The 8,074-nt window shown below is 69.6% G+C and carries 14 protein-coding genes; 3 read left to right on the top strand and 11 right to left on the bottom strand.

The annotated features are described in order from the left end of the window. The 11 genes from GEV07_30155 to GEV07_30105 form a co-directional block, all read right to left on the bottom strand. The coding region (locus GEV07_30155) for a hypothetical protein (GenBank protein MQA06780.1) at positions 1 to 251 on the bottom strand (251 nt) is incomplete at its 3' end. After that, the gene (locus tag GEV07_30150; GenBank protein MQA06779.1) at positions 248 to 553 is read right to left on the bottom strand and encodes a hypothetical protein; all 306 of its coding nucleotides are present in this window, start codon (positions 551 to 553) and stop codon (positions 248 to 250) included. The genes GEV07_30155 and GEV07_30150, both read right to left, overlap by 4 nt. A 142-nt stretch (positions 554 to 695) precedes the next feature. After that, positions 696 to 1,031 carry a hypothetical protein gene (locus tag GEV07_30145; GenBank protein ID MQA06778.1) on the bottom strand — a complete coding sequence of 112 codons (336 nt, stop codon included), beginning with the start codon at positions 1,029 to 1,031 and terminating at the stop codon, positions 696 to 698. A 7-nt stretch (positions 1,032 to 1,038) separates the two neighbouring features. Continuing rightward, a complete protein-coding gene (locus GEV07_30140; GenBank protein MQA06777.1) occupies positions 1,039 to 1,659 on the bottom strand; it encodes a hypothetical protein in 621 nt (206 codons plus the stop codon). Between the two features lie 216 nt (positions 1,660 to 1,875). Next, the gene (locus GEV07_30135; protein ID MQA06776.1) at positions 1,876 to 2,742 is read right to left on the bottom strand and encodes a hypothetical protein; all 867 of its coding nucleotides are present in this window, start codon (positions 2,740 to 2,742) and stop codon (positions 1,876 to 1,878) included. Between the two features lie 103 nt (positions 2,743 to 2,845). After that, a complete protein-coding gene (locus GEV07_30130) occupies positions 2,846 to 3,400 on the bottom strand; it encodes a hypothetical protein (protein MQA06775.1) in 555 nt (184 codons plus the stop codon). After that, complete coding sequence (locus GEV07_30125; protein MQA06774.1) at positions 3,397 to 3,930, bottom strand: hypothetical protein; 534 nt, start codon at positions 3,928 to 3,930, stop codon at positions 3,397 to 3,399. Before GEV07_30125 ends, GEV07_30130 begins: the two co-directional genes overlap by 4 nt. A gap of 97 nt (positions 3,931 to 4,027) precedes the next feature. Beyond that, the gene (locus GEV07_30120; protein ID MQA06773.1) at positions 4,028 to 4,951 is read right to left on the bottom strand and encodes a hypothetical protein; all 924 of its coding nucleotides are present in this window, start codon (positions 4,949 to 4,951) and stop codon (positions 4,028 to 4,030) included. A gap of 89 nt (positions 4,952 to 5,040) precedes the next feature. Further along, positions 5,041 to 5,292: a DUF4031 domain-containing protein gene (locus GEV07_30115; protein ID MQA06772.1), complete on the bottom strand. Its 252-nt coding sequence runs from the start codon at positions 5,290 to 5,292 to the stop codon at positions 5,041 to 5,043. Positions 5,293 to 5,446: 154 nt separating this feature from the next. Further along, entirely contained in the window at positions 5,447 to 5,779 is a 333-nt protein-coding gene (locus tag GEV07_30110) for a hypothetical protein (GenBank protein ID MQA06771.1), read from the bottom strand. 157 nt (positions 5,780 to 5,936) lie between these two features. Beyond that, positions 5,937 to 6,200, bottom strand: coding sequence for a WhiB family transcriptional regulator (locus GEV07_30105; GenBank protein MQA06770.1), 264 nt, complete (start codon positions 6,198 to 6,200; stop codon positions 5,937 to 5,939). Positions 6,201 to 6,656: 456 nt separating this feature from the next. Here GEV07_30105 and GEV07_30100 point away from each other — a divergent pair, with 456 nt between their 5' ends. The 3 genes from GEV07_30100 to GEV07_30090 form a co-directional block, all read left to right on the top strand. Next, complete coding sequence (locus GEV07_30100; protein ID MQA06769.1) at positions 6,657 to 7,268, top strand: helix-turn-helix domain-containing protein; 612 nt, start codon at positions 6,657 to 6,659, stop codon at positions 7,266 to 7,268. After that, positions 7,261 to 7,623, top strand: a complete 363-nt coding sequence (locus GEV07_30095; GenBank protein MQA06768.1) for a divalent cation tolerance protein CutA — start codon at positions 7,261 to 7,263, stop codon at positions 7,621 to 7,623. Before GEV07_30100 ends, GEV07_30095 begins: the two co-directional genes overlap by 8 nt. A gap of 326 nt (positions 7,624 to 7,949) precedes the next feature. Then, a partial coding sequence (locus tag GEV07_30090; protein ID MQA06767.1) for a helix-turn-helix domain-containing protein occupies positions 7,950 to 8,074 on the top strand: 125 nt, incomplete at its 3' end.

The following is an 8,074-nucleotide window of genomic DNA, read 5'->3' as shown; positions in this document are numbered from 1 at the left end:
GCGAGGACCTGCAGCTCGCTGCCGGACGCAGGCAGCCGCCCACGGTCGGCGACCGCGGCGGCCGTCTCGAAATCCAGCCACACCCGCGGCAGGTCGAAGTCGTCGACGAGGTGCGCGGCGGTGGTGTGGATGCAGGCGTCGCGGAAGTCGCGGCGGTCCAGCCAGGTGCCGTGGGCGGCGAGCAGGTCGACGGCGGCTTCGATGCCGTAGTCACCGGCGGCCCAGGTGCGCAGTTCGGCGAGCAGTCTCATCGGGGCACCTCGTCCTGGTCGTGGCGGGCAGGTGGGGTGGTTCCATTGATGCGGCCGCAGACGGGGCAGTGCCAGATGGCGGGCATGCTGATCAGCCGGCGTAGCCGTGCGGTCAGGCTGCGCGGGTTGGGCTGGCTGGTGTGCTGGCAGCGGCAGGCGGGGCAGATCACACGCATCGCGCCGGGCCGGCCGACCAGCGTCCAGCCCTCCCCGACGGCGTGGAACGCCGCGCGGAACTGTGAGTGCTGAGCGGTGTCGTACGTGTGGCCGCAGGCGTCGCAGTGCAGGGTCACGGTCTGCATCAGTGGGTGTCCTTTCAGCCGAACGAGCCGACGATGGTGGTGAACGCGGTCGTGACTGCGTCGATCACGGCGGCGGCCTTGGCCGGGGAGGTGACGACCCAGACGACGACGGCGATGATCAGTACCCAGGTCAGGAACTTCCTCATTGCTGGTGCTGCCTTTCACTCGTGGTGTGGGTGGTGTCGTGCAGTGGTTGCGGGCTGAACCCGCGTTGTTCGAGTGCGGCGAGGTGGTCACTGCGGCGAGCGTCGTCGCGCAACGACCAGTAGGTGCGGTGCACGAACGTGGCGCCGATGCGGCGGACCAGGCGGGCGCCGTGGCAGCGACCGCAGACGGTCAGGCGGTTGGTGAACAGTTGGCGGGCGACGCCGCGGCCGGCGCAGCGGCGGCAGGCGCCGATGGGGTGGGCGAGCAGCCACAGTGCCCAACCGGCGACGACGGCTGTGGTGGCGAGGAAGATGGTGACGGCGGCCTGCATGCGTGGGTTACCTTTCGTTGGCGTGGTCGCGGGTGGCTTCGGCGTAGCCGGTGCTGTAGCCCTCGCTGTAGCCGGTGGCGTGGCCGAGTTGCCGGCCGACCTCGAGGCCGTTGGTGTGGCCTTCGCGGTAGATGCGGCAGGGGTATTTCGGGCAGTCGTGGGCAGCGGCGAACCGTGTGCCGGCGGACTTCTGGAAGCACTCCCGGTAGTCGTGGTTCGCCACCTCCGAGGTCGACGACGGCCCGCCGTTGAAGCTCGGCGCGGCCGGCCTCGGCGCCGCTGGTGTCGGCGTCGATGCCCGCGACGACGTGCCGCCGCCAGTGGCCGGCCTGGCGGTCTTGCGCGCGGCTTTGCGCCGTGCAGCGGCACGGCGACTCTTCGCCGTGGCCTTGCTCAGCCGTTCCTGGCGGGCCTTGCGGCGTTTGAAGTCGGTGCGGACCCGGCAGGTGTGCATCAGCGGGTTCGTTGTTGCTTTGCCGCAGGTGCGGCAGGTGAACGACACCCGCGGCTTGACCCTGGTCTTTCCGGGTCGGCGTTTGCGGTCCAGCCGGGTGCGGCACACGTGCCGGGCGGGGTTGGAGTACCGCTGCCCGCAGGTGCCACACCGCAGCATGGTCAGCTTCGCCACGGGCAGGCCCTCCCCTCTCGGTGTCGTGTCGCGGCCGGTCGGTGTCGCGGCGGCTGGGTCTCTAGAGACCGCCACCGGTCGTGCGCGTCGCGGTCGGTGGCGACACCGCGACATGCCTGGTCAGCGCGTCGCGGCCGGCAGCGCGTGTCGCGGTGCCTGCGTGTTTGTGCAGGTGGGCGGGTGTCGCGGTAGCGCGACAGGTGTCTGGGTGTCGCGCTACACATCCGCCTCGCCTCCCGGGCCCGCGACACCCTCATCAGAGGCACCAGCGGCGCCGGCGATGGTTTCGACGGCGGCGCGGGCCACGCCTTTGCGGTTGGCGCTGCCGCGTTCGCGGACGTCCTTGACTTCCACGCCGAGTTGGCGCAGCTGGCTGGCCACGGCGTCTTGGGTGATGCCGCCGTACACGCCACCGAGATGTTCGGCCAGCCGGGCGGCGATGGTGGCGGTATGCAGGTTGGGTTCGTCGCCGCGGAACATCGCGAGCACGTCGGCGGCGAAGCTGCGCTGCTCGGTGTCGTCGACCTCGCCGAGCGCGTACCCGGACAGCACACCCTCGGCCTGCCGCATCGCCCTCGCGCGGGCGGCGATCTTGGCGGTGTCGTTGAGGTCCAGGTAGTAGGTGCGGACCGCCTGCGGGTCCGCGCTGCCGAGCAGCCACCCCAGTCCGGCGTCGACGCCGCGGCGGAAGTCGCTGGCCCGGTACCCGGCCTTGTAGGCGCCGGTGCCGAGCACCATGTCGTTGCTGACCTGGTCGGCGACCTTGAGACAGAACCGCATCACCGCCAGCGCGCCGATCTTCGGTGGCAGGGAGTCCTTGTCCGGGCGCTGGGTGGACAGCACGACGACGATGCCGTAGGCGCGGCCCAGCCGCATCACATACGCCAGATCACCGGCCGCGGCAGGTCCGTACTTCGGGTGCAGGAGCAGGTTCTGGACCTCGTCGAAGACCGCGAACTTCAGGCGAAGGACCCGGTACTTGGGGTCGGCAGCGACCTCGCGGGTGACCTTGCCGTCCGGCTTGCGGTCTCGCGGCAGCTTCTTGAACGCCGCCTGCCGTCCGTCCAACTCTGCCTTGAGCATCTTCACCGACTCGGCGGCATACGCGATCGCTTCGTCGTCGAGGCCGGAGGTGTAGCGGTGGCAGACCTGCCCCAGCGGCTCCAGGTCGCCCTTGCCGGCCAGCTCATGGACCCCACAGGTCCGCCAGCGGGTCCAGCGCGGCGTTGCAGCTCAGCACCCGGACCGCGGCGGTCTTGCCCTGGCCCGGCGCCGCCCCGATCACCCAGTTGGTCTCGAACACCGGCACGTTCACGCCCTGGCCCCGCGGGCTGACCGAGAACGGGACCTCGTCGAACAGGTCCGTGGTCCCGGACTTCAGCAGCGGGTACTTCGCCGGCTTCATCTTCGACAGGTCATGCCGGCCGATCCACAGGAACAGCCGGCCCGCGTGCTCGTGCGGGACCTTCTCCGGCCAAGTCGCCGAATGCGGCCGCCGCAGACCCGAGGCGAGTTCCTCGCGCTTCTTGATGATGTCGCTGGCCGTCACCCCGTGCGGGAGATCGAGCTCCAGCGCCCACCCGTCGCCATCGCGGTGGATGTCCGCGACCCAGGACAAACCAGTGCCGTCCTTGATGACCTGGTTGATCGCCGAGACCCCCAGCGCCCCGAACGCCCTGGTCACCGACTCCGCGGTCGGTGGCTGGTACGCGGTCGGCACCACCGCGGTCCCAACGATCACCGGCCGTCGGGCCGGCCGCGCCGCGCCAACGCGACCACCGCGGCCAGGCCCAGCGGCGGCCAGACCCAGCCCGGCAACCACACCGCAGACGCGACCAGCGCGGCGAGCGCGGCGACGGCGGCGACGGCGAGGATGCGGCCGCGAGTGCCACGGGTGCGCTTGCCCTCGCGGTGCGCGTTCATCGCGTCGTGGTGCCCGGACCGGCCCGCCGCCACCGCCAGCGATTCCAGGGTCCAGCCGTTGGTCCAGTGCCACCACCGCAGCACCGCGTTGGTCAGGTCCACGGTCCCGCGCAGCGCGTACCAGCCGGTCCGCGCCACATACACCGGGACCCGCACCGCATGGAACCGGACCCGATACCCGGTCAACACCAACATGGACCGGACCGTGATCCAGAGCTGGTCCCGGCGCAGGAAGCCCGGGATGATCGGCGACCGCTCCCCCGACTCCCCCACCGGTGCCGGGGCTGGCCGGTCCTGGCCCTGGTCCTCACGCTGGTCCTTCTCCGAGTCACGGTGCAGCGGGATCACATCCGCCGCAGCGTCTTTATCTTGGCGATCGGCTTGATCGGGTTTCTCCCCGAACCGGTGATGGTCATGGATGCTCATGTGCTCTCTCTCGTGCTCCTCAGGCGGCCTCAGACGCCGCTGTGGCGCCCGAACCAGCCGATCCGGTGGTCTGGGTGGTCTGGGTAGGGGTAGGTGTGATGTCGGCGCTCAACGCCCGCCGCAGCGCGCCCGCTCGATCCGTCGAGACCGCGTGCCCGTCCTCGCGCAGGCCGGCGATCAGCGCGCGGCGGGTGACCTTCAGGCCCGCTGCGGTCAGCCGGTCACGGACCTGCCGGCCCGCGTCGAGCAGGTCCGACACATCCGGACCCGCCGTGTCCGCGGTCCCGGTCACGGTCCGGTCCGCGACCCGCCGCGCATGGTCCGCGCCCCGGTCCGCCGGCCCGGTGGGCTGGTCCGCCGGCTCGGGGTGTCGGTCCGCGGCCGTGGCCGAGGTCGGGTCCACCTCGGTCCCATCGTGCGTGGCGGCGCGGTCCGCGACCGGCACCACCCGCCGTGGCGCCGGGTCCGGTCCCAGCTGCGGCGCGGTCACCTCGTGCTGAGCGCGGGTGGCGAACCGGTGCGCGGCGAGCACAGCGTCGGTCAGCCGGGACCGTAGGTCGGTGACCGCCTCGGCCATCACGAACACCACCCCCGGCGGCACGGAGTGCAGCACGATCAGGGACGCATCCCACGCCGCCCACGCCGACCACGTGTTCATCACATAGGTCGCGGCGAGCAGCCCCCACTTCGCGCCACGCACCCACTGGCCTGCTTCCAGCTGGTACCGGGACAGGGTCGACTCCGCGATCAGCACGCCGATCAGGCACAGCGACACCATCGGGTCCAACAGCCACGCGATCACCCACGGCACCGACCACGCCGCCGCACCACGGGCGGCGAACGCCGCCACATTCGACATGGTGAACAACAGGCCGAGCACCAGCCCGGTCCACACCAATGCCGCCACCGCCGTGCGGATCCGCTCGATCCCCAACGCCGCCACATCCGGATGCATGCGATACGAACGCAACTCCGCCGCCTCGCTCGCGTTACGCAGGAGCTTTTGCGACTTCGACAACTTCGGCTGACCATTCACGCAGCCACCCCCGATGAGTGCCCACGCGAGCCGGGTTGCTGCGGGTTGGTGTGCACCGGGATCGCGCCCATCAAGATCGCGCGGCGCCGCTGCGGCTCAGCGATCGTCGTAGCCTGCCGCCACGGAACAGCCGGCACACCGAGCGTCAACGCGAACCGGTGCAACTCGCCGGCGGTGTCCGCCCACAGCTGCGACCGCGTCGCCATAGTCGTGCTCTCCTGCGGCAGGTACTCGACGTAGACAGTCATGAGACGTAACCGCCGATCAGCTCGTTGGTGTACGCGGTTTCGGTGGCTGGTTCGGCGACCTCGTCGCGCAGCTCGGTCAATGCGTGCGCGAACTCGTCCTCATCAGCCGCGGTCACCAGCCGGTACACGGCCTCGGCGATGCGTTCCATCGCGCTCACTGGGTCTCCTTCGGGTCGTAGACGTGCTGAACAAGCCGGGGATCAACAGCCGGTGCTGCGGGTGGGCGTGGCAGCACCGCGCGGGCCAGCAACCCGCCCCGCATCGCTGGCCGGGCGGACGCGGTCATTGCAGGGTTCGTGTGGAGGTAGTGGTGGTGCGCTACCTCGCGGTAGTGCACGTGCCGGTGCACATGGCGATGCACCACCGTGCGGGTCTCGGCTGGCTGGTCGATCTCGACCTTCAGCCACAGACCACGCCGCGCGGCGATCACCAGGCACGCCAGGACGAACAGCACTGCCCCCACAAGCAGCAGTCCGATGACGGTCATCACGACACCTCCCGCCGGAGCCGCCGCACCGCACGACGCAGCCGCCACCGACGCAGCGGGTTCCGCGGCAGCGCAGCGAACCGGAACCCCGGGCCATCGCCTGGCGGCACACACGCCGACCACAGATCCGGCCGCCCGGTCGCTGGGATCGTCCTCATCACGCCGCCTCTCGCGTCGAAGCCGGAGCGGACGAATGTTGACGGATGCGGCGCTTACGCTCGGCGCGGCGTTCCCGCTCGCTCAGCCCGCCCCACACGCCGTAACGGGCAGCCGTGGGGTGCGCCAATGCCCACTCCCGGCACGCGTCCAGCAGCGGGCACGACCGGCACAGCCGCTTCGCCACCGCCGCATCGGCAAGGACACCCCTCTGCGGGAACCACACCTTGTTCCGGATCAGCCGTCGCGCACACCGCGGTCTCACCGCGCTGGTCCATCCAGCCCGGGCGGTCCCGCAACGCCACCAACGTCAACGGAGTCGCCGTCATGACCGGCCACCACCCCTCGCGGCCGACGCGCCGATCGCGGCGAACAACGCCGACAGCGCCAGACCCCCCGTCAGCACCGGAGACAGGCCAGCCCCGGTCACGGCCCCGATGACCGTCACGGCAACCAGCACCGCAGCGGCCGCCAGGCACGCCTTCAACACGCGCTCCTGAGTCACGCCGCCACCAGCGACTTCCCGGCCGCGCGGTGCAGGCGCCAAGCCGCAGCCACGTCGCCGGGAACTGGAACCTGCGTCAATTGGCATCTCACGTCCTTCTGATCGAACCCCAAGGCGGTCTTGCCTGCCCTCAATGCGGACTATAACGCCCTACTATGGGCGTGTTAGTCCTCCTGTCAAGGACTTAAGGGTCCGCGCAACAATGGAGCGGTGGACATGGGCGAAGTGATCCGGCAGCGCCGAGCTAACCTCGGCCTCTCTCAGGCAGCTCTCGCAGAGGCAGCGGGCGTAGACACGCGGCAAATCCGGCGCTACGAGGCTGGGGATCAGCAACCGTTACTGTCGGTTGCGATCGCGATCGCGGACGCTCTAGGCATCTCCGTGAGTGAGCTGGCGGGACGACCCGCGAACCGCGTCACCATCACCGGTGACTGGTGGGCGTCGTGGCAGACGTACCGCGACGGAGTGGAGAAAGTCGCCACGCAGCCGATTCACATGCGGCAAGAAGGCGACCTCGTGCACATCGCCGCAACCCGGCGTGGGCTTGGCCCTTCCGAGGGCGGCTACCTCTGGACCGGCGAACTCAAGTTCTGGGACAACGAGGTCCTTACCGGCTGGTACGCCGCCAACGACGGCTCGATCCGGTCCAAGGGCACGATGTATCTCGTGATGCATCCGCATGGCATACACATGTCCGGTCGCTGGGTCGGCCTCGGCTACGACGACAAGATCATGACCGGCTGGGCCAGTATGGGAAAGACCTCCGAGGATTCCGAAGCCACCATGACCGACCTCATCGCGCGAAACGGGGCCAGGACCGATGAGTGACCTCTGCGAAGTGGTGATCACCGCGCCGGACCCGGACTGGCTTCTAGCGTTCACACGCAAGCTCGTTGAACGACATCTCTGCTCGGCCGCACACAACTTCGCGCCGATCCAATCGGTGTACCGCTGGAACGACCAGGTCAACGAGCGCCAAGAGGGGCGGGCGTCGCTGCACACTCGCACTGAGCTTGTGGCCGACATCGTGCGACTGGCCGAGCAGGAGCATCCGTATCAGGTGCCGAGTATCAGCACACGGCCGATCAACGGCGGCAACCCGACCTACCTCCAATGGATCCGGGACGAGACCAAGCCCGCCTCACCGGATACGGCAACAGGAGGGTCGTCAACGGCGACATAGCGGCCAACCCTGGTTCGGGTGGTCATCCGACGCCTTCTTCTCTCACTTGGCGTAGGTACAGTCTGCCCTGCCGGAATTGCTACACCCACGCGACGACAACCAGTCCGGCAACAAGTCCTGACCCCTGCCCGACTTGCCGGACTTGCCGGACTGGCCGGACTGGCCGGACTGAGGTGAGCTTGACCAGTCCGGCAACAACCTCCAAGTCTTGCCGAACTGGCCGGACTTGCCGGACTTGCCGGACTGACATCGTTGCATCAGCACGTGGCAGCAGAGCTCCAAACCGCACGGCCCGGCTCTCCTCACGACGGGGCTAAAACAGTGGGATGGGATCGACCACCGCCATCCTGCGCGCCCGCGACCATGGTGTGCGTGAGATCGCGCGCCAGCTTCGCTTTTCGCCGTCGACGATCTCGCGGGAGCTGCGGCGCAACGCGGCGACCCGTGGCGG

This window comes from Streptosporangiales bacterium, assembly GCA_009379825.1.
Classification (GTDB): domain Bacteria; phylum Actinomycetota; class Actinomycetes; order Streptosporangiales; family WHST01; genus WHST01.
The sequence above is the reverse complement of the archived record's forward strand: the minus strand, read 5'-3'. Positions and strand labels throughout refer to the sequence as shown.